The 22,508-nt window shown below is 44.2% G+C and carries 23 protein-coding genes and 1 pseudogene; 10 read left to right on the top strand and 14 right to left on the bottom strand.

The genetic code is table 11. The features are described 5' to 3' along the window. Nucleotides 1-90 precede the first annotated feature (90 nt). On the top strand, nucleotides 91-936 hold the full coding sequence (locus M1E09_RS00550; RefSeq protein WP_456272967.1) for a bifunctional 5,10-methylenetetrahydrofolate dehydrogenase/5,10-methenyltetrahydrofolate cyclohydrolase: 846 nt from the start codon (nucleotides 91-93) through the stop codon (nucleotides 934-936). Nucleotides 937-1,112: 176 nt separating this feature from the next. After that, nucleotides 1,113-2,648, top strand: a complete 1,536-nt coding sequence (locus M1E09_RS00545; protein WP_456272966.1) for an FAD-dependent oxidoreductase — start codon at nucleotides 1,113-1,115, stop codon at nucleotides 2,646-2,648. Between the two features lie 308 nt (nucleotides 2,649-2,956). Here the strand turns inward: M1E09_RS00545 and M1E09_RS00540 are convergent, their stop codons facing one another. The 7 genes from M1E09_RS00540 to M1E09_RS00510 all read right to left on the bottom strand — a co-directional run bounded on the left by M1E09_RS00540 (nucleotide 2,957) and on the right by M1E09_RS00510 (nucleotide 7,692). Then, nucleotides 2,957-3,091, bottom strand: a complete 135-nt coding sequence (locus M1E09_RS00540) for a hypothetical protein (RefSeq protein ID WP_456272965.1) — start codon at nucleotides 3,089-3,091, stop codon at nucleotides 2,957-2,959. A 46-nt stretch (nucleotides 3,092-3,137) separates the two neighbouring features. Then, nucleotides 3,138-3,623 (bottom strand): hypothetical protein, encoded by a 486-nt coding sequence (locus tag M1E09_RS00535; protein ID WP_456272964.1) that lies wholly within the window; start codon nucleotides 3,621-3,623, stop codon nucleotides 3,138-3,140. Between the two features lie 157 nt (nucleotides 3,624-3,780). Then, a complete protein-coding gene (locus M1E09_RS00530) occupies nucleotides 3,781-5,331 on the bottom strand; it encodes a polyamine aminopropyltransferase (protein WP_456272963.1) in 1,551 nt (516 codons plus the stop codon). 51 nt (nucleotides 5,332-5,382) lie between these two features. Beyond that, nucleotides 5,383-5,778 (bottom strand): DUF350 domain-containing protein, encoded by a 396-nt coding sequence (locus M1E09_RS00525; RefSeq protein ID WP_456272962.1) that lies wholly within the window; start codon nucleotides 5,776-5,778, stop codon nucleotides 5,383-5,385. 24 nt (nucleotides 5,779-5,802) lie between these two features. Continuing rightward, nucleotides 5,803-6,399 carry a DUF4247 domain-containing protein gene (locus tag M1E09_RS00520; RefSeq protein WP_456272961.1) on the bottom strand — a complete coding sequence of 199 codons (597 nt, stop codon included), beginning with the start codon at nucleotides 6,397-6,399 and terminating at the stop codon, nucleotides 5,803-5,805. A 91-nt stretch (nucleotides 6,400-6,490) separates the two neighbouring features. Beyond that, nucleotides 6,491-7,162 (bottom strand): PspA/IM30 family protein, encoded by a 672-nt coding sequence (locus tag M1E09_RS00515; protein WP_456272960.1) that lies wholly within the window; start codon nucleotides 7,160-7,162, stop codon nucleotides 6,491-6,493. Nucleotides 7,163-7,182: 20 nt separating this feature from the next. Then, nucleotides 7,183-7,692, bottom strand: coding sequence for a DUF4178 domain-containing protein (locus M1E09_RS00510; protein WP_456272959.1), 510 nt, complete (start codon nucleotides 7,690-7,692; stop codon nucleotides 7,183-7,185). Nucleotides 7,693-7,993: 301 nt separating this feature from the next. On the opposite strand from M1E09_RS00510, the gene M1E09_RS00505 reads away from it, so the two are divergent. Next, the gene (locus tag M1E09_RS00505; protein ID WP_456272958.1) at nucleotides 7,994-8,494 is read left to right on the top strand and encodes a DinB family protein; all 501 of its coding nucleotides are present in this window, start codon (nucleotides 7,994-7,996) and stop codon (nucleotides 8,492-8,494) included. Between the two features lie 47 nt (nucleotides 8,495-8,541). Here M1E09_RS00505 and M1E09_RS00500 read toward each other — a convergent pair whose 3' ends face one another. Together M1E09_RS00500 and M1E09_RS00495 are read right to left on the bottom strand one after the other, a co-directional pair. Further along, the gene (locus tag M1E09_RS00500) at nucleotides 8,542-8,739 is read right to left on the bottom strand and encodes a DUF378 domain-containing protein (protein WP_456272957.1); all 198 of its coding nucleotides are present in this window, start codon (nucleotides 8,737-8,739) and stop codon (nucleotides 8,542-8,544) included. Nucleotides 8,740-8,939: 200 nt separating this feature from the next. Then, nucleotides 8,940-9,938: a Gfo/Idh/MocA family protein gene (locus M1E09_RS00495; protein ID WP_456272956.1), complete on the bottom strand. Its 999-nt coding sequence runs from the start codon at nucleotides 9,936-9,938 to the stop codon at nucleotides 8,940-8,942. 314 nt (nucleotides 9,939-10,252) lie between these two features. On the opposite strand from M1E09_RS00495, the gene M1E09_RS00490 reads away from it, so the two are divergent. Continuing rightward, on the top strand, nucleotides 10,253-11,773 hold the full coding sequence (locus tag M1E09_RS00490) for a UDP-N-acetylmuramoyl-L-alanyl-D-glutamate--2,6-diaminopimelate ligase (RefSeq protein WP_456272955.1): 1,521 nt from the start codon (nucleotides 10,253-10,255) through the stop codon (nucleotides 11,771-11,773). Here M1E09_RS00490 and M1E09_RS00485 read toward each other — a convergent pair. Both M1E09_RS00485 and M1E09_RS00480 read right to left on the bottom strand, forming a co-directional pair. After that, nucleotides 11,727-12,095 carry a hypothetical protein gene (locus tag M1E09_RS00485; protein ID WP_456272954.1) on the bottom strand — a complete coding sequence of 123 codons (369 nt, stop codon included), beginning with the start codon at nucleotides 12,093-12,095 and terminating at the stop codon, nucleotides 11,727-11,729. The two genes, M1E09_RS00490 and M1E09_RS00485, sit on opposite strands and share 47 nt — an antisense overlap. After that, entirely contained in the window at nucleotides 12,096-12,392 is a 297-nt protein-coding gene (locus M1E09_RS00480; RefSeq protein WP_456272953.1) for a hypothetical protein, read from the bottom strand. It lies immediately after the preceding gene. 95 nt (nucleotides 12,393-12,487) lie between these two features. On the opposite strand from M1E09_RS00480, the gene M1E09_RS00475 reads away from it, so the two are divergent. After that, a complete protein-coding gene (locus M1E09_RS00475) occupies nucleotides 12,488-13,795 on the top strand; it encodes an alkaline phosphatase family protein (RefSeq protein WP_456272952.1) in 1,308 nt (435 codons plus the stop codon). An 89-nt stretch (nucleotides 13,796-13,884) separates the two neighbouring features. Further along, nucleotides 13,885-15,150, top strand: a complete 1,266-nt coding sequence (locus tag M1E09_RS00470) for an MFS transporter (protein WP_456272951.1) — start codon at nucleotides 13,885-13,887, stop codon at nucleotides 15,148-15,150. Between the two features lie 66 nt (nucleotides 15,151-15,216). Here the strand turns inward: M1E09_RS00470 and msrA are convergent, their stop codons facing one another. The 3 genes and pseudogenes from msrA to M1E09_RS00455 form a co-directional block, all read right to left on the bottom strand. Then, a complete protein-coding gene (gene msrA / locus M1E09_RS00465) occupies nucleotides 15,217-16,176 on the bottom strand; it encodes a peptide-methionine (S)-S-oxide reductase MsrA (protein ID WP_456272950.1) in 960 nt (319 codons plus the stop codon). Between the two features lie 52 nt (nucleotides 16,177-16,228). Then, complete coding sequence (locus M1E09_RS00460) at nucleotides 16,229-16,642, bottom strand: VOC family protein (RefSeq protein WP_456272949.1); 414 nt, start codon at nucleotides 16,640-16,642, stop codon at nucleotides 16,229-16,231. Nucleotides 16,643-16,667: 25 nt separating this feature from the next. Beyond that, nucleotides 16,668-17,305 (bottom strand): annotated as a pseudogene (locus tag M1E09_RS00455) (aminoglycoside N(3)-acetyltransferase). A gap of 350 nt (nucleotides 17,306-17,655) precedes the next feature. Between M1E09_RS00455 and M1E09_RS00450 the strand changes: the two are divergent. From M1E09_RS00450 to M1E09_RS00435, 4 genes are all read left to right on the top strand, one after another. Then, nucleotides 17,656-18,537, top strand: coding sequence for an ABC transporter permease subunit (locus M1E09_RS00450; protein WP_456272948.1), 882 nt, complete (start codon nucleotides 17,656-17,658; stop codon nucleotides 18,535-18,537). Next, on the top strand, nucleotides 18,534-19,574 hold the full coding sequence (locus M1E09_RS00445; RefSeq protein ID WP_456272947.1) for an ABC transporter permease subunit: 1,041 nt from the start codon (nucleotides 18,534-18,536) through the stop codon (nucleotides 19,572-19,574). Before M1E09_RS00450 ends, M1E09_RS00445 begins: the two co-directional genes overlap by 4 nt. Continuing rightward, nucleotides 19,568-20,185, top strand: a complete 618-nt coding sequence (locus M1E09_RS00440; protein ID WP_456272946.1) for a hypothetical protein — start codon at nucleotides 19,568-19,570, stop codon at nucleotides 20,183-20,185. Before M1E09_RS00445 ends, M1E09_RS00440 begins: the two co-directional genes overlap by 7 nt. A 285-nt stretch (nucleotides 20,186-20,470) precedes the next feature. Further along, the gene (locus tag M1E09_RS00435) at nucleotides 20,471-21,961 is read left to right on the top strand and encodes a peptide MFS transporter (protein ID WP_456272945.1); all 1,491 of its coding nucleotides are present in this window, start codon (nucleotides 20,471-20,473) and stop codon (nucleotides 21,959-21,961) included. Nucleotides 21,962-22,508: the final 547 nt, after the last annotated feature.

Genomic DNA, 22,508 nt, shown 5'->3' with positions numbered 1-22,508 from the left:
CCATCTTCTTTAGGGAGAAGTATGGGCTGTGGGTCAGTCTCTTTTCTTTTTGATCCTTTAATTGAAATTCATATACCAGGAGGGAATGTAATGTCAGTGAAAGAAAAGTTGATTCTGGATGGTAATTGTGTCGCGGCCAGCATTAAGGATAACTTGAAACCAAGAGTGGAGAAACTAATAGAAAATGGAATAACGCCTTGTCTTGCAACAATCCTTGTTGGGGATGATCCGTCTTCAGCTACTTATGTAAAAATGAAAGGAAATGCGTGTGAACGACTAGGTATCCTTTCAAAGAGGATCCACCTGCCGAATGACACGACGACTGAAGAATTATTAAAGACGATTCAATCATTGAATGAGGATAAGGGTGTTCATGGAATTCTCCTTCAGCACCCTGTTCCCTCCCAAATAGATGAACGGGCAGCTTTTGAAGCGATCGCTATCGAAAAAGACGTAGACGGCGTCACTTCTTTGGGATTCGGCCAGACATCACTCGGTTTCGGCGCTTACCCATCCTGCACACCAGCTGCCATTCTCGCCATCATGGACCACTACGAGCTTCCGATTACAGGAAAGCATGCAGTCGTCATCGGCAGAAGCCCCATTCTTGGGAAACCAGTTTCCATGATGCTTCTGAACCGAAATGCAACCGTGACAACTTGCCATTCCTATACAGAAAACCTTGAAGAAATCGTAAGGCAGGCTGATATCGTTGTAGCCGCAGTCGGCAAACCGAACTTCGTCAAAGGCTCCTGGATCAAAGACGGCGCAATGATCCTTGACGCAGGCTATAACAAAGGCAATGTCGGCGATGTCGCCTACGAAGAATGCCTTGACAAAGCAGATGCCATCACTCCGGTTCCCGGCGGCGTCGGCCCTGTCACCATCTCCATGCTGTTGAAACAAACCGTGCAGGCTGCAGAGAAATTAATATAATTCAAGATAGCGGACTCTGCTTTTGAAGCAGGGTCTTTTTTCTTCGTGACAGGCACGCCCCGGAATATGTCGAACCCTGTCACGAATCGACATATCTCGGGTAGTGACTGTCACGCGGAATAATTCTCCATCAACTGGTAAATATAGTATCATCAGTAGAATTTAGGAGGATTACGATGCCATCAGAGGATACAAAAAACAGTTTAAATTTTCCACCGGAACCTTACTGGCGGGAGTCCGTTAGTTTTGACAGCTACCCTGCCCTTGAGCAGGATACCGAAGTGGATATTGCAATTGTCGGTGCAGGAATTGCCGGAATTACCGCAGGCTATGAGCTTGTGAAACAGGGGAAGAAAGTTGCCATCCTCGATGCAGGCAAGATTTTAAATGGGACAACCGGCCATACAACGGCGAAAATCACTGCTCAGCACGGCCTGATCTATGATGAACTTATTCAGCACTTTGGCGTAGACCTCACCAAAAGCTATTACCAGGCAAATGATGACGCTCTTCAGTACATAAAAAAGAATGTCACAGATCTGCAGATTGATTGTGAATTGACTGAGGAAGACGCTTATGTCTATGCGACGACCGAAAAGTACGATCAAAAGGTCAGAAAAGAATTTACCGCCTACAGCAAGCTTGGCATCGATGGCGAATTGACCGAGGAAATTCCTGTCGATATTGACATCAAGTCAGCAGTAATCTTGAAAAAACAAGCTCACTTCCATCCCTTAAAGTACTTCAAAAAATTAGTAGATGAGTTCACCAAGAACGGCGGAACCATTTATGAAGATACTACAGCCGTCGATATTGAAGATCAAAGCACACCTGTTGTTGTCACCCGCAATGGCCCAAAAGTATACTGCAGCTCCGTTCTGATCTGCTCCCACTTTCCGTTTTTTGATGGAAAAGGATTTTATTTTGCCAAGATGTATGCAGACCGCTCTTATATTCTGGCTGCCAAACCGAAAAAACCGTTTCCAGGCGGGATGTACTTGAATGCAGAAAGCACCACACGTTCACTGAGGCAAGTTAAGATCAACGGAGAAAAAATGGTTCTGATCGGGGGAGAAAACCATAAGACCGGGCAGGGAAAAGAAACAACCAAGCATTATGAAGCTCTTCAGCAATTTGGTGAAGATGTGCTTGGCATCGAGGAAATCCCTTACCGCTGGTCTGCCCAGGATTTGATTACCGTCGACAAAGTGCCTTACATCGGACAGCTTACGGCTGGCCATAAAAATATCTTTGTCGCAACCGGCTTTAAAAAATGGGGGATGACGTCAGGGACCGCAGCCGGCATGATCCTATCCGACCTGGTCATCAAAAAGGCGAGCCCTTATGAAGAAATCTTCAACCCCTCCCGATTTGTCGCAGATCCGAGCCTAAAGCACTTCCTGCAGCAAAACGGCGATGTCGCCAAACATTTAATCAAAGGGAAACTGACACCTGCTTCCAAATCCCCGAATGAGTTAAAGAATGGCGAAGGAGCACACGTCTCCGTAAATGGTCAGAAAGGCGGAGGCTACAAAGATGACCAAGGCAACCTCCATATTGTCGATACTACTTGTACCCATATGGGCTGCGAAGTGCACTGGAATAAAGGTGAACGCACCTGGGACTGCCCATGCCACGGTTCGCGCTTCTCTTACGACGGCGAAGTGCTGGAAGGACCAGCGAAGAAGCCGTTGAAGAAGTTGGATTATTAGTACCCCGCGAAGGATGGATACCTATATCGGCCGGCGCGCTTCGAATATCAGCTCTGTAAAGTCGTTTATCCCCGGATTCCTATCGTATAACGCCACCCTTTGAATTCACGCGGAAAGAAGCATGGGCTTTATCGGCGGAAACAGCACATTTATCGGCGGTTTTATGATGTTTATCGGCGCTATTTGAATTTTATCGGCGCTTTCAGCTCATTTATCGGCGAAAACCGATGATTTATCGGCCATCCGCCAAATCTCGACAAACATTCACCCATACAAAAAGGGCACCTCCACGGGAGATGCCCTTTTCATCAATCTTGAAAACGGTTCTTTTTCTTCTTCACGTCGCCTGTCGTGAATTCAACCATTTCTGAACTCGTCCGATTTCCTTTTTTCTGGTTATCATTACGCTGAGCGTTTGCGTTTCCTGACTTTGTTCGTCCCATGTTCATCTCTCCTTTGGTTTCTTACAGTAATAGTATGAAGAGAGTATCAAGGAATTATGCAGGCCGGTACAGAGACGGTTTCGGTTTTCACCTGGTCGCGGTAGAAAAGCAGGGATTCATGGATGATTTCATTCGTAAAATTCTTATCGATTTCCGGGATAAGATCTCTGGCGAAGCACCAGGCATTTTCTTCTATTTGCAAGGCAATTTTTTTTCGTTCGAAGTCAGTCGATACGTCCATTTGGTCCACTAGCTCTTCCAGTTCCTTGTCTTCTGCATGTCCAAGCTCATGTGCGAACACGACGGTAAAATATTCATAAAAATGATCCAGAGTCGAAAACAGCATTTGGCACTGTTTTTTGATTTCGTCAATATACATGGTGATCGTGTGGGCCGACATACTGTATTTCCCTCCGGCAATCCGTTTTCCAGGAAAGTGTTTTGCGAGAATCACATTAACGCTGCTATTTGCTCTTGCTTGTAATGTGCTTGTGATTTGCTGCAAATGGCTGTCCAATTCCAATACCAACACACCTTTTAATGTAGATTATCTTCCTCTTATCACAACTATATTCAATAATTTATCTAAACATGATTCCATATACAGGAAAGAGTTCTTATCTGTTTTGACATATTCTTATTACAATATCCTGTTTTACGGGCAAAAAAAACGTATTAGGCACTCATGCCTAATACGTTGACCATGCTTTTTCATATTTCTGGATCAGGATCGGATTGATCAATGTGTTGATCTCCAGGTTCGTTTCACTGCCATTCTCCGTTTTAATGGATGAATCAATATCCTTCCCGAAAGTGCCCAAGCTTTTCAGGACTCTATCGGTTAAAAATTTTGTCTCCACATTAACTGAAAGGCCGGAAAGGGATACCTCTTCACGTGTTGCCAGCACAAACCCCCAATCGCCAAAACTCGGTACGTCCACATGGAGGTTTTCCGTCTTCAGGCCCGCTGCTCCGATTGTTTTATCAATGGTCCAATAAACCTCGGTTGCGAAGGTCGGGCTTGTACTTTGCACCATGATTGCTCCTCCTGGAGGCAGATGATTGCGCAGAAGCTGATAAAACTCCAATGTATACAGCTTATTTAAAGATTCGTTATTAGGATCAGGAAGATCGACTAAGATGACGTCATAAAGCTCCTTCGATGTCTCCATGAAATTAAAAGCATCCTGGTTGATCACTTCCACCCTCTCATCTTCAAATGCGTGTTCATTCAGTACTGAAATGGAGGGATTCTCCCGGGCCAGCTCGACCACTTTGGGATCGAGATCGACAAGAGTGATGTTTTTGATCTCATCGTACTTTCGAAGTTCCCTGATAGCAAGTCCATCTCCGCCGCCCAATATCAGGACATTTTCCTTTCTTTTAGCCGCAGCCATGGTTGGATGGACGAGCGTTTCATGGTACCTGTATTCATCAGATGAGCTGAACTGCAGCTGGCCGTCGAGATACATCCGCAAATCCCCTTGTTCTTTCGTTAAGATGATCTGCTGATAGTTGGTATTTTCTGAATGTACAATTGGATCTCTGTATAGCTTCTGCTCAAATGAAAAGGCCATTTCTTCTCCCCAAAAAATACCTGAAAACAGGAAAATGAACACTGCTATTCCAGCTGCAGCATGTTTTTTCAGGGAGGAAATTTCATCTTTGAAATAGTAGATGAGCCAAAGAGCAACCACCACATTGACCAGCGCCACCACAAAGGCGGTTTTTACCAGTCCTAACTGGGGCCTTAATAAATAAACGAACAGCAGTCCTCCGATCAGACCGCCGGCATAATCTGAAAAAAGCACCCGGGCTGTACTCCGGTTAAGCGTTTCACCGATTTCATTGGCTTTTCTAATCAGGATTGGCAGCTCAACACCCGTTAACGCCCCGATAATCGCCGTCACCGCATACAGGAAAAAGGCATCCGTCCCCTCACTGAAAAAGGCGGTTACACCGAAAAGAGTGAATACCGATAACCCTCCAATTAAACCGATGAGCAGTTCAATCCAGATGAAGGAGAGAATGAGGTTCTTCGTCACTTTCTCACTGACCGAGGCCCCTATTCCCATACCGGTCAGGAAAAGAGAAATGGTCAGGGTATATTGCTTCACGCCGTCTCCTAAAATATAAGAGCCGACGGCACCAAACAGGACTTCAAAGATAATCCCGCAAATCGAGACAATCCCTGAAGCCCAATAAATCGCTTTTGTTTTCTTAATACCGTCATTTGCCACTGAAAAATCCCCTTTTGAGAATCAGGCTGAAATCATATTGTACTGATATGCTTATGTAATGGATGCACCAATGACAAAGGCCAAGCCCACTGACACCGCAAATGTAATGATTCCGACCGCGATATTTCCTTTATGCAGCTGTTCTTCGACAGAAAACTTTCGTGTGATCAATTCAAACAGCAGATAAGCAACCATTTGCAGAATCACACCGAACACACCCCAAATCAGTGTATCTGTGAGTGCCGAGCTGTGGTAAATCGAAAACGCCAGGATGATGCAGATGCCGATGATCTTTCCGCTGATAGACAGCGCCACCGCATTATTCCCTTTCAAGACCTCATCCCAGTCCTTATATTTACGAGTGAGCAATTCAAAAATAAACAGGCCGAATACCACGATGACAATCGCAACAGCGAAGTATAAAAGTGTCAAAATAAATGGTTCCATAATCTATTCTCCCTTCTGATTTCCCTATTTGCCGGCACCCGGGCCCCCGCCTCTTACAGACGACGAACCACCACGGACAGGCGATTTGTTATATCCTTTAAAAGTTCCCCCTGAATAGCTGTATCCTCTGTAACACAATTCAGGATTGTTTCTGCATTTCAATCTTTGCTTTTTGCCCCAGTCATCCACATCAAGCACTTCATCCAACACCCATAGAAGCAGCAGGCCGTCAAAGAAATCCGGGCTGTAATTATTCCGCACAAACTGGTCATTGGCAACTTCAATCATGGTATTGGAGGCATTCTGTTCATCCTCTGTTAAGATGACAAACAGCTGATCATACACAAGCACTTGCTTATTGTCCTTTTTGTCACTGATCCTCACCGGTTCCTGATGATCCTGGATGGCTTGCGCTACATCATCAATCGATTGATTCTCCGCTATGTAAATTTCTGAATAATTGCTGTTTTCGGCCGCACTTGCCACGGTATCTGAAAAGGTATAATTATTATTGATAAACTCGACTACTCCTTCTTTAAAAATGGACCCGCCTCCCGAACTGGTACCACAGGCTGCCAGCAGCAGCATCGAGATTAACACGATCACAATCGATTTTTTCAAAGTATCACCTGCTTTCTATAAAAACTTTCTATTGGCACACATAATCAGGAACCGCTCCACCAAAACTAAGCGGTTCCTGATTATGGCATGATTATTCTTTACCGAGCTGTTTCTTCAAAGCTGCCAACTCATCGTCTACCCCATTGCCTTTATCCAAAGCATCCAATTCATCATCAAGGCTTCGGCTCGATGATCTCATATCTTCACTTGTTTCTGCTTCGGCTTCAAACTGCAGTACTTTCTCTTCCATGCGGTCGAAACCTTTTCTCGATTCGTCCCCGCCGATGGATGACATCGCACGGTTCATCTTCGTTCTTGTCTTCGCTGATTCGGCACGTGCCTTCAATGAATCTTTTTTCAGCTTCATTTGGTTATATTCATCTTTCATTTCATCCAGCTTTGAGCGCAGGCTTGAAGCATCCTGTTTGGCTCTGTCATAAGATTCACGAAGCGTGTCTGCCTGGCTGCTGTGAATCTTCTTGTCTTCAAGCGCTCTTCTCGCAAGATCTTCATTGCCTGCTTCCAAGGCTTTTACGGCTTGCTGCTGTCTTTTATCCGCCATCTTCTCAGCATCTTCATACTTCCTCTGAAGTATTTTTTCATTGGCTATCTGTTTTGCCACGGCCGCTTCCGCATCACGGATATCCGCTTCCATTTCACGCATGAACTGATCGAGCATCTTTACCGGATCTTCTGCTTTATCTAGCATGGCATTCAACTCGGAACCTACTACCGTTTTCATTCTTTTAAATAATTGAAACATTGACGTTCGCCTCCTGTATATTATTTGCTCGCGATAATTTTTATCTCATACTCATTGATATCATATCCGCTGCTGACTTCAATTTCACTTCCCCAGACTTCCACGGATAAATACTTCTCTTCTTCTTCATCCTCGTAATCGAAGTACCTGCAGTTCAAATCATTGACATTCTTCCCGCGGCCCTCGCCTTTTACTCTCGCTGTCCCTGACTCATCAAGATAATAACGTACACCGTTGTACTCAATTTCTTCAGGGATCGGTTCATTGAGCTTAAGCTTGATTTTTTCATAAATGCCCAAGTATACCTGGTCATCCATTTCAGCACTGAGCCAGACCGTCCGATCAGGGCTTACAAGCTGATAGGCAATCCATTCAAAGCCGTGGTCATTATATGTAAGCTTGCCGACGACTTCATAATCTTCCAGGTCATAGGCCACAATATCCCCGACCTCGATTGTGAAAACATTTCTCTCTTTCACAACCGGAATATCCTTTTCCTTCTTGCCGAAAAGCTTTTTCAAAATCCCCATGTTTTCACCTCCGCCCTATGTCTTCGTGTCCATACTAACATATACGTGTTGGAGCCAGAAAAGTTTCAAAGAACTTACTTTCTATTTTATGTAAAATGATCCTTGGATAAGCGTTGAATATAAAAATGAAGACAATTTAATTGCTTTTGCACGAAAAAAGCGTTCCGAAAACACCCTTAAATTAAATCCACTTACCTACTTCAAGCTAATTGATGTGATTCCTGCATTTATTTCAGAATGATAAAGGTTTTTTTCCTTTTTATAAAGAAATAGTATGAAAAGACGTTTAGGAGGGTGACTGATGGAAGATTCTTTGATTTTTAAACAAATGGATTTTATACGAATGAGAACAGTCGCAGCACTGGATAACACAACTGAAGAAATGGCTGATTTAATTCCAGATGGATTCAAAAATTCGATTCGCTGGAATTTAGGGCATATTTATTTATCGCATGAAAATCTTATTCATTCATTTGTAAAAGAAAAAGGACATATACCAGAAGGTTTTGTTAAATTGTTTGGTTTCAATACATATCCGGACATGTGGGAAGCTTCACCGCCATCCCTGAAAGAGTTACGGGACCTCCTTGCGGAACAGCCGAAGCGGCTGAGAGAAGCATTCGAGGGAAGGCTATCAGAAAGAGGTGAAAAACCATTCAAGATGACAGATGAAATCTCGTTTGAAACTTTAGGTGAAGTCGTTTCGTTTGCAAACTGGCATGAAGGGCTGCACCAGGGGGCCACTACTACCCTCAAGCGGGCACAGGGGATTGAAAACCTGTGGGAACCGGTTAAAAACTAATGAACAAAAAGGCCATTCCAAAACCCGGAATGGCCTTTAAAACGTTATTAATCTTTAATCCTGCCAAATAGTTTGATGCAGTAAATAGCTGAAAGACCAACAAGGATGTAAACAATCTTGGATAAGATGGCCGTTTCACCGCCAAACAAAGATGCCACTAAGTCGAATTCAAACAATCCGACAAGCAGCCAGTTAAGGCCTCCGACAATTAATAGAATCAGTGCGATTGAATCTAATGCTTTCATGTTTTCTCCTCCTTTGAAAATCTTTTATCATCTTTCATTGCTTACTATATGCCCCCTATAAAAAAATCAAAACATTCCGTTGTGTTATTTTCGTTTAATATTTGTTTAGCTGTTGTCTTAGCTGGGCTTTTGGATGAATCTGCAATCTTTAATTAAGCAGCACAAAAAAAGCCGCCTTAAGGCAGCCTTTTAGGAGTTTTTCATAGTTGAACCGGTTCATTTGTTTTCATGGACTGATAGCAAGCCTGGATGGTTTTGATGTTCCTCATCGTTTCATCTGGTGAATAGACAGGCTGTTTTCCCTCGAGAATACATTGGCTGAAATGGGCAGCCTGGATTTCATATTGATTGCCACTGAGGGTCTCTTTTCTTTCCTCGCCTTTTTCATTTGTGATAAGGATGCTGACCTCACCACCAGGAAAACGATCTGATCTATAGGCAAACGGGACTTTAATGCTTCCCTTCGTACCGGAAACCTCATAGAAATCATACATCGGCTGCTCAAAACTGCTGTCAAAGCTGGCTGTCACCCCATCCTTGAAGCTGAGGATCCCGCTAGCTTTAGTGTCGACTCCAAAATGTTCATTAAAGTTTCCTTTTACGTAAACTTCGGAGGGCTCTTGACCAAGGATAAACCGTGATGAATGGATGCAGTAACAACCCACATCCCATACACTCCCGCCACCGAGACCTTGATTAAGCCGAATATTATCTTTATGCTTTTCGAAGTCCAGTTTGAAGGTGAAGACGGAGTGCATATGACGGACGTCGCCAATCGCACCTTCTTCTAAAAGTTCTTTCACACGGTGATGCTGTGGATGAAACTGATACATGAATGCTTCCATGAATAAAACATCATTGGCCCTGCACTCATCTGCCATTTCCTTTACATCTTCAGGTGTCAATGCAGCCGGCTTTTCGCAAAGTACATGCTTTCTTTTACGAGCCGTCTTTATCACCCATTCCTTGTGCATTGTATTGGGGAGAGGGATATACACTGCCTGAATGTCCGGATCCTCAAGCAGTTCCTCATAACTTTGGTAAGCTTTTGGAATGGAAAACTCTTTTGCAGCCTCTGCTGCTTTTCCGCTTGTACTGGCAATCGCGGCAACTTCGGCATTCCCACAATTCTTCAGAGCAGGAATAAGTGCTTTTTTCGCGATATTGGCTGTACTCATGATACCCCATTTCACTGTCATGTCCTTTTCCTCCTTTATTCCTCTTTAATCTACCTTGTGCTATTCTTTGTCCTTCTGTCAATTGATTTTACTTCCATTGAAAATATGAAATGACAATAAAGGGCTGTGTGTCTGTCAGGTAACTCCCCCAACCTAAACATGAAATCTTTACCAGAATACATTTTAGAATATCGGGTAAAGATGGATAGAAAAATCACAAATTTGCATTCATTCAAAAGACAAGCATTATTCCTCTTGTATAAACTCGCTGCTGGTACGGCCACCATTTCTAGTGAAAAAGGATAACTGACTTTCATATTAAAGGGAGAGAGCCAATGAATATTGACTTCACACAACAGGAACAGTTAGGAATTAAACGCGTTTGGGGACAGAACAACCGGAAAATAACAAACGTCAACTTTGACTCCAGAAAAGTAATGAAAAATGCAGCGTTTGTGTGTATTAGCGGGGAAAACCATGATGGCCACTCATTCCTTGAAGATGCCATTCTTAATGGCGCGGCTGTCCTGGCCGGAGAAAATGCTGAAGTGCTGGAAGAGGCCAGCCACAAGTATGCAGACAGAACTTTTATACAAATAGAAGATGCTCGGACTTTTCTCGCTGAACTGTCCATATTATTTTATAAAAGAGTCCATGAAAGCCTGACGACCATAGGAGTGACCGGTACGAACGGGAAAACGACTGTCACCGCCTATGTTAAATCATTGATGACCCTGCTTGGTACCCCGACTGGCTCAATTGGAACAACAGGCATCAATTCTTCCTCGGGAAAAATCAAATTAAAGAAAAGCACTCCGACAACACCGGAGTCTTCTGATTTACATTATATTTTTGACCAATTTAAAAAGCGCGGCGATAAAGTCGCTGTAATGGAAGTTTCGTCTGTCGCCACTGAACAAAAACGTGTTGCGGGAATACAGTTCGACATCGCGATACATACCAACCTTTCCCCTGAACACCTGGAGTTTCATGGGACGTTCGATAATTATAAAAAGGCAAAACTGAAGCTGTTTCAGCAGGCGAAAAAAGCCGTGGTGAATATCGATGATGACGGAATGGCGAAGGACATACTCGATATGTACTCAGGTGAAGTCCTGACATACAGCCTGGATAAAAAATCAGACGCAGATGTTAAAGCTTCAAACCTCAAAACATTAGGACATGAAACCTTTTTCGAATTAATCATCGATAAGGAATCGTATATTGTAAGGGCTCCTGTCATCGGCGATTATAACGTAGCCAACATTCTGGCAGCCATCTGTACAGCTATGCATTCCGGCCATTCAATTCATCAAATTCTGCTAGCCCTCACTGCCATCGAAGGTCCGGAGGGAAGATTTGAGCTTCTCACCGGGTATGGAAACAGGAATATTCTGCTCGACTACGCCCATACGCCGTCAGCGCTCCAAAACCTGCTGAAAGAGGTCAAGAAGCTGGAATATAAGAAGCTGATTGTTTTGATTACCGGTATCGGCATCAGGGATAAGGACAAAATGCCTCTCATGGCTGAAACAATAGAAGGACGGGCCGATGAAATTGTCGTATCTGTCGACCATCCCGGCTATAATGATCCCGAGGACATCATCAGCCAAGTACTGTCAGGCTTCTCTGATCCTTCTGCAGAGAACATTTACACTGAGCGGACACGTGCTGAAGGCGTACTGTCTGCCCTGTCGCTCAGTGATGAAAATGACCTGATCCTGTTAACAGGCGGGTGTATCAACGGGACTCAAATCGTAAAAGGAAAAGAGATCCCGCACTCTGACAAGGACATTATCAAAAGCTACTTCAACGATGAACAGATTGATTATGACTATGATTATATTCAAGCGTAAAGATAGAAGAGAGCCGCTGTTTGACAGTGGCTCTTTTTGTTATGAAAAGAAAAGCGGCGGCACCGATTCGGACTCCAGCCTGCTTACTCGGGCCAGTTGTGTCCGAATCAACACCGAATTCGGACTCCTCCCGGCTTACTCGGACCAGTTGTGTCCGAATCAACACCGAATTCGGACTCAAGGCGCTCATTTGGATTGCTTTCTGTCCGAATGGCCCAGCGATTCGGACTCCTCCCGGCTTACTCGGACCAGTTGAGTCCGAATCAACAAAGAATTCGGACTCAACTCGCTCGTTTGGCTGCTTTCTGTCCGAATGACCCACCTATTCGGACTCCAGCCTGCTTACTCGGGCCAGTTGTGTCCGAATCAACACCGAATTCGGACTCAAGCTGCTCATTTGGACCGCTTTCTGTCCGAATGATCCACCGATTCGGACTCCAGCCGGCTTACTCGGCCCATTTGTGTCCGAATCAACAAAGAATTCGGACTCAACTCGCTCGTTTGGCTGCTTTCTGTCCGAATGCCCCACCCATTCGGACTCCTCCCGGCTTACTCGGGCCACTTGTGTCCGAATCAATCTCAACAACCTGATTTCCACACTATCAAACCCTATACGCATCTTTCTTTAAAACTCCTTATAGCCGCACCACCATTTTCTGTTATATTAAATACATACCATGAATATTTTAAAAATTTAAATTATTGGAGGCTTTCATGAAGCGACTTACCGATCACCTGATTGTTATTTCATTCGATTGTCTTTCAACGCTCGATTTTCCTGTTATTAAGGAATTGCCCAACTTCAAAAAGCTGCTTAAAAATGGGTCATACTGCATCAATGTCGAAACCATTTATCCATCCGTCACCTATCCGTGCCATGCGACCATTGTGACAGGCAACTTTCCCAATAAACACGGGGTCATCAACAATACAATGCTTCAACCCGGAAGTGCTTCACCTGATTGGTATTGGCACCGCCGCCATGTAAAAGGGACGACCCTTTATGATGAAGCAAAGCAAGCCGGCATGAGTACCGCTGCCTTATTATGGCCTGTAACCGCTAAGGCGGATATTGATTACAATATGCCTGAAATTTTTGCAAATCGCCCATGGCATCATCAGGTGGCCGTCTCGCTTTGGAATGGCAGTACCTCCTTTCAGCTGGAAATGAACCGGCGATTTGGCTACATACGCAACGGACTCCGCCAGCCGGAGCTTGATGATTTCGTCCTGGAATCCACCCTTGAGACCATACGCAAAAAGAAACCGAATTTGATGCTTATCCATTTCACAGATCTTGATTCACACCGCCATTACCACGGGTTTTCATCCGAAGAGGCTTATCAGGCTTTAAATAGGCATGATGAAAGACTCGGGAGAATCATAGAGGCCATGAAAAAGGCCGACATTTATGAGAAGTCGACGATTATCGCTCTCGGTGACCACAGCGCCCTCGATGAAGCGAAAGCCGTCAAGCCAAATGTGCTCCTGAAGGAAAAAGGGCTCATCAGTACAGACAACCAGGGAAAAGTGAAAGATTGGAAAGCTTACTGCAAGAGCTGCGACGGCTCGGCATATATCTATATAAAAGATAAAAGCGACACAAAAACCCACCAGTTGGTCAAAGAAATCTTGGGCGACCTTGCCGCCGATGAGACTAACGGCATTGAAAGAGTGTTAACAGGAGAAGAAGCGGGAGAGAAAGGGGCTGATGGCACCTGCGCCTTCATGCTTGAGGCATCACTTGGATTTTATATTAAAGAAGGGTTCGAAGGGGATTACGTAGATGAAATCACCGCTGAGGATGTTGAAGTCGGCAAGTATACGTATGCTTCTCATGGATACTCTCCTGAAAAAGCAGATTATGCCACTATGCTGATTGCTTCAGGGCAGGGAATCCAAGAAAGAGCCGTCATTCCATCCATGCACCTTGTTGATGAAGGGCCGACTTTCGCCAGGCTCCTTGGCTTGCAATTAGGAGAAACGGACGGAAAGGTCATAGAAGAATTATTAAAACAGTAAATATTGTGTAAAGTTTTGCTGCTTTTATTCTGTTAGTCTTTTTATCTTGTACAATAAAAAATGAAACCGTTTCCGGGAGGTCAAGATCAATGAAGGCTTTTACAAAAGAAGAAAACAGCTGGATATTTTATGACTGGGCCAACTCAGCGTATTCCATCATTATTTCGACGGCTGTTTTTCCGCTGTTTTATAAAGCAGCTGCCACAAACGCGGGAGTCAGTGCCGCGGATTCGACTGCCTATTTAGGCTATACCATTGCGATTGCCACCTTCATCCTGGCCATGCTGGGGCCGATTTTAGGAACGATTGCCGACTATCGGGGTTTTAAAAAGAAGTTTTTCACGTTCTTCTTCATTTTGGGTGTAACATTTACGGCCATGCTGGCTTTCATTCCAAGTGACCAATGGCTTCTGCTATTAATTTTTTATACATTTGCTGCTGTAGGCTCTGCCGGTGCCAACGTTTTCTATGACGCTTTCCTCACAGATGTAACAACAGATGAAAAAATGAACAGGGTCTCCGCAAGAGGCTTTGGGTTCGGATACATCGGTAGTACTATTCCTTTCATTATCAGCATCGCGATTATTATCCTGGCTCAAAGCGGGACCATCCCCCTTTCCACTACCATGGCTAGCAAAATTGCTTTCCTGATTACCGCTTTATGGTGGGGATTGTTTACAATTCCTTTATTTAAAAATGTGCATCAAAAATACTATATTGAACGGGAACCAAACCCCGTCGCCAACAGCTTTAAGCGTCTGGGTAAAACATTTAAAGAAATCAAGAAATACCGCCCGTTGTTTCTGTTCCTGCTTGCCTACTTCTTTTATATTGATGGTGTCGGAACAATCATTACGATGTCCACCGCATACGGAACCGATCTTGGCATTACGTCTACCAACCTGTTGATCATCCTGTTCGTCACCCAGGTCGTTGCCGCTCCATTTGCAATTCTTTATGGAAAGCTCGCTGAAAGATTTACCGGCAAAAAGATGCTGTATGTGGGAATCATCATTTACATTTTCGTCTGCATCTACGCTTATTTTCTTGAAACCACTTTGGATTTCTGGATATTGGCTATGCTTGTGGCCACCTCGCAAGGAGGGATTCAGGCTTTAAGCCGTTCCTACTTTGCAAGATTGATTCCAAAACAGAATGCCAACGAGTTTTTCGGCTTCTACAATATTTTCGGAAAATTCGCTTCGATCATGGGACCGCTGCTTGTTGCTGTCACGGCTCAAGTAACGGGTGATTCAAGCACCGGCGTGTTCAGCCTTGTGGTGTTATTCATTATCGGCATCCTTATCCTATCGAGAGTTCCGGAGCCTAAAGAACACATGTCTCCAGTACGGTAAGTTTTGTAAACCGTACATTAAACAAGCCTGAGTCATTTTTGCGACCAGGCTTGTTTTTATTTAAGGTTATTTTCCAGGAAACAATATCTTAAAATCCTCATATCCCTCTTTCTCCAGATCTTCCACTGGTATGAAACGAAGTGCCGCCGAATTGATGCAGTAGCGCAGGCCGTTTTTTCCAGGTCCATCATCAAATACATGGCCCAAATGTGAATTGGCTTCCCGGCTGCGCACTTCGATTCTAGTGCTTCGGTGGCTGAGGTCATATTTTTCTTTCACACTGGCTGACATCACAGGCTTTGTGAAGCTTGGCCAGCCGCAGCCGCTGTCATACTGGTCTTTAGAAGTAAACAAGGGTTCACCTGAAACGATATCTACATAAATACCCGCTTGGTCATTATTCCAATACTCATTCTCGAAGGGAGGCTCGGTTCCATTCTCCTGAGTGACAAAGTATTGAATCGGCGTCAATTTTTCTTTAAGGTGAGAAGTGTCTTTTGGCCAATGCTCTTTCATGAAATCCTTCCGGCCGGAACCCCTGTGATACAATTCATATCTGAAGTTATTCTTTTTATAGAAATCCTGATGATATTCCTCTGCCTTATAAAATGGCCGGGCGGGTACGACCTCCGTCACAATCGGTTTTTGGAATCGGCCGCTTTCTGCAAGTTCTCTCTTGGATTTTTCTGCTTTTTCCTTTTGCTCTTCTGTATGATAAAAAATCGCTGTTGTATAGGCTTCTCCCCGATCACTGAACTGCCCCTCCGGATCTGTAGGGTCAATTTGCTGCCAATACAGTTCCAGAAGCTTTTCATAAGGGAAGACTTCGGGGTCATATGTTATTTGGACGGCTTCTCGGTGGCCAGTCTCTCCGGAAACCACCTCTTTGTAGGTTGGGTTTTCAGTATAACCGCCCGTATAACCAGAGATGATACTTTGAATTCCTTCCTGCTCATCGAATGGAGAAACCATGCACCAGAAACAGCCTCCGGCAAAAGTTGCTTTTTCGAGACGATTTGATTTCATTCTCACCCTCCTTTTACCAGCAGTTATCCTTCATTCGTTTCACGTGAAACATTTATATTTTATACTTTTCTTTAAACACAGGGCTTAATTCACTCCAGACATCAAATAGGTTTTCGTCCAGATCGCTAAATACAAAGTTTCTGCCGGCATGCCCCCTGTCTTCGATCTCTCCTGTCACTATATTCCTCTGCTTGAAGTCCTTGTGGAGCTCCGTTAAAGCCTCAAGCCCATTCACTTCAAAAGTGAAGGAAAACCGTTCAGACCCTTGGGTATCATAAAAGTTGGACGATTGATTTTCCTCGGCTTTAACAAGGAAGAAGCTTTGGTTGGCCAACTCCAGAATCGCCTTATCTTTATCCTGGTATTTCAGCTTCGCTTCCAGATTTTCAGTATACCAATCCGATGAGACTGCAACATCGCTTACAGGAATGTAGATCGTACCCACTCTCAATAGTTTTTCACTCATAAACCAATCCATCCCTTTCCTTTTCTTATTGCAGCCAGGTCCGGGCAAAATCAACTATCTCCCGTTGTTTCATGAGGCTGCAATCGGCATTTCCAATAGCAAATTTTTGTATTTTATGTTTTTTTTCAAACTCTTTTCCGAGAGCTTCAAATGGATCTGAGTCATAAAGAATTTCCTCATATGTTTTCCAGACACGGCTTCCTGTCTCGATCATCGCCGTTCCTTTCTTTTCTTTTTCCCGATTCGCTATACTGTGCTCAGCGAAATGAAGCGATGTGTTGCTTTCGTGTGTAACACCGAGCAATAGGATATGTCCATCCAACTCATATATTTTGGCAAGCGGAGAATTCGGCCCGAATCCTTCTTCGAGGGGCTGCTCACTCAGTATGTATTCCGCATGTTTCCCCCAAGCTGTAAAGGAATAAACGGGATGATCGCTTCTTTTCACTCCAGGGAAAGTCCTGAACGTCTCAGCGATGGCCACCATTCCTCTGGTACCGGAGGGCTCTGCCAGTAAGAAGGATCTGAATTATCTGCCGTTTGGGCAGGCATGACAATGGTTCCTTCCTTACCCACAGCTTTCATAAGGGCTTTCACTACTGCCACCGCTCCGCCGCACACCCATCCAAGTGAGCTAAGGGACGAATGGACAATCAATGTCATGCCCTCTTCAATGCCGATTCTTTTAAAATCTTCAATCAGGCTCGCTGTTGTATGCGGAGTTTTCAACTGCTGTATCGCTTTGCTTTCTGTCATAAACTAACTCTCCTTATATGTACATAATCTCCGTGCGGAAACTTGAACACTTCCTATTTAAAATTATATTATCAACCCTTACATTTTTCCAATATTCTGTAATTATTCATCTGTGTTGATTGAATAATTTGGAAGTGATATAGTAAGGAGTGAAATATTCTGAAAAATTTGAAATATACTTGTAACATAAGGAGGATCTATAAAACCGGAAACCAGAAGTTTTTAACTACCATTTTACTCAATAAGGAGGCTTACCATTGAAACGAATCATGTGGCTGCCCGTTCAGTTTTTGTTGACGTGCACAGGTTTATTTTTATTCAGTGCTGCCGGTTCTTTACTTTATTACGACCATGAACTTGTCATACATATTGCAAAATATATCCATACTCTGAAACAAATCTTCCATGATATCTTACACCCCGGATCGATTTTCATCAGCATCGATGAGGGAGAAAAGATGTATCCGATTTTCCCAATGCTGTTAGAGTTGTTTGGATACTCATTCCTTCTTTTGGCAACTGCGTTTCTCATTGCCGTCGTCATTTCCGCAATCACCAGTTATCTGATCATGTTTCTCCCGAAATGGGCATACCGGATTTGCATGCGGACCCTTGACTTGCTTGATTCACTTCCGGATGTACTGATCATCGTGCTTTTACAGTTATTCATCATTTGGCTTTTCAAGCAGACGGACGTCCTTCTGTTTGATATCTATAAGCTGGGTGAAGATAAAATTTATGTTCTGCCGATCTTTTGTTTAGCCGTACTGCCTATCGCTTTCCTCACGAAGAACTTCCTGTTCCAAATTCGGGAGGAAGAAGACAGGCCGTATGTGGAGTATTCTTTCTCAAAAGGGTTTTCAAAAGCTTACACTCTGTGGGTCCACCTGTTCCGGAATGTCTGGATTCAATTCTATTATCATATTAAACCGATTTTCTTATTGATGCTTTCCAACCTGCTCATCATTGAGATGCTGTTTAACATCAATGGATTCATGGTTGTTATGCTGACCACTGCCACCGCTGAGCCAAGTGCCTTTTTTATTGGAATGCTGTTAATATACATTCCATTTTTCATCCTATTCAGCCTGGGCAGAGTCTTTCTGACAAAAACAATCGGAGGGGAGCTTGAGGTATGAGTATATTCAAATCTTTACGGTTTTGGATTCCATTTGGAATTATCGCAGCCATGATTGCCGGAAGCTTTCTAGTTCCCGTCCTTTACCCTGATCTCCAGGAATCCGGACCTCCTTATTTAACGGATCCGGAGACCCATAAAGTCATTGCCGCGGCGCCTTACTCTCCATCCGAAATGCCGCCTTTAGGGAGCGATAAGCTTGGAAGAAGCATCTTCCTCATGCTCGTTGATGGAGCAAAGTATACACTTTTGGCCGCCTTGGCCATTGCCCTGCTCCGGATGATCGGAGGTTTTTTCTCAGGACTTCTTTACGCTTTCATGCCAGGCTGGCTTCGGTCGGGAATCAAAGGATTCTGGGACACGTTCAACTTTATCCCGCTGGCCATCGTCGGGTTTATCCTTTTGTATCCACTTCAAGGTGCATATGAAGCTCAAGCCCTCACAAGTTTTCGTTTCTTGATCATTGAAGTAATTGTCATTGCGCTCATTGTCATTCCTTCTCTCGGGATGTATGTAGGCCAAAACATGAATGACTTTATGAAGCAGGAGTTCATTGATGTTTCCAGACAAATGGGCGCAAGCCGGTTTCACTTAATCAGAAAACATTTAGTGCCTCACTTTGGGCGCCATTCTATCGTCATGTTTTCTGAACAGCTTTCGCAAACACTGCTGCTGCTGATCCAACTCGGAATCTTGCACATCTGCCTTGGTGGGCTGATGACAGCCAATTTCGGGATCATGGAAGTTATTCCTGTCTATTTCTCTGCCACAAATGAATGGGCTGCAACGATTGCCATCAATATTCAGCAGGTGTTCATCCGTCCATACCTTGTATTGGGCCCGCTCTTGTTCTTTGCTGTTTCCATCTACTGTGTCAACGAAATCAGTGCAGTGCTGAGAACAGTTTTAATTGAGGGAAATCCAGTAGGGCTGAAGCGAATTAGAAAGAAAAGCAAATTAAATAAACCTGCTGCAGACCGCCAACCTGAAAAAGAAGACTTCACTTTTGCAGGCCACAAAGAGGACAGAGCATGTTAAAGAAGGCAATAACCTTGATAACGGTCCTATTGGTGCTGGCCTTGTTAACAGGATGCCGGGTTGTTTTAGTCGATAAAACTTTGCAGGCAGAAGAAAAAGCACCTGAAATCGCAGAAGGAAATGAAGTCATTGCGCTGGATGGCAATGTTCAATATGACCCAAACAGGCTTATCATTCGAGGGCAGACAAACCTCCCACAAGGAACTGTTCTCCAATCAGGCCTGCAAGAATTCCCCGGCGGGGTAGAGCATGATGATGTCCTTGCTGGCAAGGTAGAGCCGGTAGAAGAATACACATTGGAAGAACAAGGTGAAGTCAATGAAGACGGCAGCTTTCTTATCGTGCTCAACCGCCAGGATACTTCTAAACGGTATCAGGTGTCTTTAAGATTCAGCCCTGAAATCCAACCGGCTGAAGTTCAAGGAAAGTATGGAGAATTCGGGGAAAGGATCGGGAGCAGTGATGGGGTATATAAGTATGAAGTGAATGGCACTCCAGTAACAGGCATAGCAAAGTTTGCCCCCCTCGGTGCTTTTTCGGACCAAAATTTCTGGTATCGCGGTAAATATGACTTAACCCCTTCCCTAAACGAGTCCCGCCCTCAACGATAAATGGATATTAAGTGTTCCTGGCCTCTAAAATGGGGCCAGGATTTTTTCATGAATTTACCTTTTTGCGTCCTCCTCATTCCTCCCATTAGTGAAAAACCAGGTATATCCTAGCCTTTTTAATATCTTAATATACTAATAATCTCCTATTATTCTTCTGCCACTTGTATCTCAATACCTATAAATACTTAATTCTTAATTATTTTACTAGTAGAACTATTAGAAAGTATTTTGACAACATGGAAAATAATAATTATTATAGTAAAGTATTTTATAGGAGGTACATATATGTCAAAATCAGACAAACAAAGAATTGTCGAAAGTGTCCCGCAAAAGGGATTCCTTGGACACCCTAAAGGACTTTTCACATTATTTTTCACAGAATTTTGGGAGCGTTTTTCTTACTATGGCATGAGAGCCATCCTCGTATTCTACATGTATTATGAGGTATCAGAAGGCGGGTTGGGGCTGGATGAAAACCTCGCTCTTTCCATCATGTCAATTTACGGCGCCCTTGTTTATATGTCAGGCGTCATCGGAGGCTGGCTGGCAGACCGGGTATTCGGAACATCAAAAGCCATCTTCTACGGCGGAATATTGATCATGTTCGGCCATATTGCTTTGGCCATTCCTGGAAGCCTTTCCATGTTCTTTGTATCCATGGTACTCATCGTCATTGGTACCGGTTTATTAAAACCGAACGTATCCAGCGTAGTCGGTGAAATGTATCCCGAGGGAGACAGCCGCCGCGATGCCGGATTCAGCATTTTCTACATGGGAATCAACCTTGGAGCTTTTCTATCTCCGCTGATTACAGGAGGCCTTGCTGATGCATACGGATTCCACTGGGGCTTCGGAGCTGCTGCGGTCGGAATGCTGTTAGGTTTGATTGTGTTTGTTGTCACTAAAAAGAATAACTTGGGATTGGCTGGTACTTACGTCGGCAACCCGTTGACTCCTGCTGAAAAGAAAAGATATTCAACGATCACCGCTGTAACAGTTGTCGTGATCGGAGGCCTGCTGGCGTACTTGATTCCAAACGGCCTATTTACCGTCAATATGTTTATTAACCTGATTGGAATCTTGGGGATTGTCATTCCGACTCTTTACTTCCTGGCCATGTACTTCAGTCCAAAGACTACGGAAGTAGAGCGCTCCCGAGTGATTGCCTACATTCCGCTGTTCATTGCAGCTGTCATGTTCTGGGCCATCCAGGAACAGGGTTCTACCATTCTGGCAAGCTATGCTGATAAAAGAACAGATCTCGACTTTGCCGGCATTACGATTTCCCCGGCATGGTTCCAGTCACTGAATCCTTTGTTCATCATCCTTCTTGCACCGGTATTTGCCTGGATGTGGGTCAAGCTGGGTAACCGACAGCCGAACATTCCGCAAAAGTTCTCTCTGGGACTATTATTTGCAGGGTTATCTTTCCTTGTCATCTTGATCCCTGGCTACATCAGCGGAGATGCTCTTGTAAGCCCGCTATGGCTTGTTCTGAGCTACTTTATCGTCGTGCTGGGTGAATTGCTGATTTCACCTGTCGGACTATCTGCGACAACCAAGCTGGCGCCTGTCGCTTTCTCAGCGCAGACGATGAGTGTATGGTTCCTGGCAAGTGCTGCTGCACAAGCCCTGAACGCCCAGCTGGTAAAATTCTATACACCTGCCAATGAAACTATGTATTTCGGAGCGATCGGGGGAGCAGCAATCCTGTTAAGTATCATCCTCTTCGTTATCGCACCGATCATCCAGAAGTTTATGAAGGGTGTACGTTAATCGATTTTGAGGAACCCCCGGTCTTATGCCGGGGGTTTTTCGTTTGTCATGAGCAGGGATGGCTGGCGGCCGGTCTAGTGCCCACTTGGAATTTATTAGTTCCGTCGGCCAGACTGAGACTTCTATCGGTGGCTTTTGTGATTCTTTCAGCCAGATCAGGCTTTCTTTCGACGAGCGGAAATCCATTCCTTGCCGGGCTCGGCCTAAGAGGTCCACTGAATGATTTACTTCAGCCATTTATTCCCTTTGAAAATTTTCGAGAAATAAGGGGAAAAATTCCGCTTATTTAAGAAAAAGCACGATAAACAGCTAAAATAAGCGGAGCAATTCCCCTTATTCTCTTAAAAAGATGCGAAAATGGTTGATTTTGCTGTGCTTAAGCGGAAAAATTCCGCTTATTTACCCTAAATCGAATGCTATTCCACAGCTTAACGGGAAAATTTCCCCTTATTTTAGAAAGAATTATTCATGTCCTTCACAGAGCATACCTCCTGCTTACATTGAAATGAAGTGATAGGTAAACCTGCTTAACCTATCATGAAGGGAG

This window comes from Bacillus sp. AK031, assembly GCF_053903065.1.
Note: the sequence above shows the minus strand (reverse complement) of the source record. Positions and strands in the feature narration are given on the sequence as shown.